The organism is Loktanella fryxellensis, from assembly GCF_900110065.1.
GTDB classification, from domain to species: domain Bacteria; phylum Pseudomonadota; class Alphaproteobacteria; order Rhodobacterales; family Rhodobacteraceae; genus Loktanella; species Loktanella fryxellensis.
In genome coordinates this window covers 1-1,329 of record NZ_FOCI01000070.1, presented here as the reverse complement: position 1 = coordinate 1,329, position 1,329 = coordinate 1, and the positions used below count along the sequence as shown (strand labels likewise).

Below are 1,329 nucleotides of genomic sequence, written 5' to 3'. Positions count from 1 at the left end.
CCGCCATCACTCACCACAAGATGTCCATTTATCGATGATGGACATCTAGCTGATACTCCATCCAGTCGTCAGAGCGGGACAACCGGACGGATACGCTTCTGGTGGGTTGCCATGAATACGGCGCGTTCGGGGTGATCCGGTCCAAGTACAGAGGTAAACAGGCCCATCGGGATTAGAATGAGTATAAAGATACCGATAACCCAATGCGCATACCGCGAGACTCTGCCAAATACCTTTTCGGTATTGCGCATCGGCAGCACTTCGACATTGCGTCGTGCCGTTTGACTCCAAGTTGCCCAGAACAGGAAAAGGGCTGCGAAAGTCGCAATGGCTGCTTGGGCATTCAGTACGAAAGGCTTTATTCGTTCGGCCCACCCAGCACCGATAGGGATGGCGGCGAAGGTCCCGTCAAGATTGGCAAGTAGGATCGACCAAGCGATCATCATAAGTGCCAAAGCCGCCGTCAGCGTTCCCAGCGCACGTAGAATGCGATTGGAGTGATTGAGCGTGAACGCGAGGAGCACAGCCAATATGATGTAGAATTCTGTCATGTCCGTCGCCTACTTGGCATTGCGAGAAACCACCGGGTGAAAAGTAGCTAGTCTTATCGTGTCCCTACAGACGTGGCTTATCAACTGCGGCAAACTGACCGCATTTTGTCGCTTTGATAAGGTTTGCCACTGCGCGGATCGCTGCGCAGCTACATCCTACCCCGAGAAACTCACCGTTTTACGCGAAGCTCCTTCCTCTGCGCAGAGCTTCATAAGGTACGGCGCCAGATCCGTGCGTGTGACTTCGGACTTTCCGATGGTCCCGTCATAGGACGTGGTTCATGTGCCGGTCCCGGGCTTGTCGGTCAGCGCGACGGGCTGGATCAGGGTGTAGTTTGCCTCGGACGCCTTAAGGACAGCATCTTGTTTTTCTTTGTCCGCCATCTGTTCACGCAGAAAAAGCCGATAAAATATTCTGAACATCAAAGACAATTGCTCCCGGGTATTTCCGGTACCGAATGCGCCCACAACAAGAATTGGCGTCTTGCCGCCTTTTGGCAGCGCTTCAAGGATGTGATATGTGCCAACTTCGCAAACGTCGCGGGGGGTCAGCGCACCGGAGGCAGCACTACGGGCCTATGTCGGCGCGGTGCTGGTGATCAGACATGACGCGCCATTCCTGAGATCTCTCAACTTGGATAGGAGCATCCAGCTTGGAAGATGACGGCTTTGTCCGCATAGCATGCGTATTCCGGGGTCATCCGGCCACTGATTCCGAAAGTATCCGGCCACCCATTCCGATTTTATCCGGCCACTGATTCCGGAGCATCCGGCCACC

2 protein-coding genes are annotated in these 1,329 nt (G+C 54.4%); both read right to left on the bottom strand.

Annotation, left to right across the window (positions count from 1 at the left end):
- Positions 1–68: 68 nt before the first annotated feature.
- Positions 69–551 carry a hypothetical protein gene (locus tag BMX16_RS17225; RefSeq protein ID WP_089906014.1) on the bottom strand — a complete coding sequence of 161 codons (483 nt, stop codon included), beginning with the start codon at positions 549–551 and terminating at the stop codon, positions 69–71.
- 279 nt (positions 552–830) lie between these two features.
- On the bottom strand, positions 831–1,103 hold the full coding sequence (locus BMX16_RS17220) for an NAD(P)H-binding protein (protein ID WP_089906013.1): 273 nt from the start codon (positions 1,101–1,103) through the stop codon (positions 831–833).
- Between the last annotated feature and the right edge of the window lie 226 nt (positions 1,104–1,329).

Bases quoted from the DNA above. Each gene is read 5' to 3' on its own strand.
- BMX16_RS17225 (WP_089906014.1), bottom strand. From the start codon at position 551: ATGACAGAATTCTACATCATATTGGCTGTGCTCCTCGCGTTCACGCTC.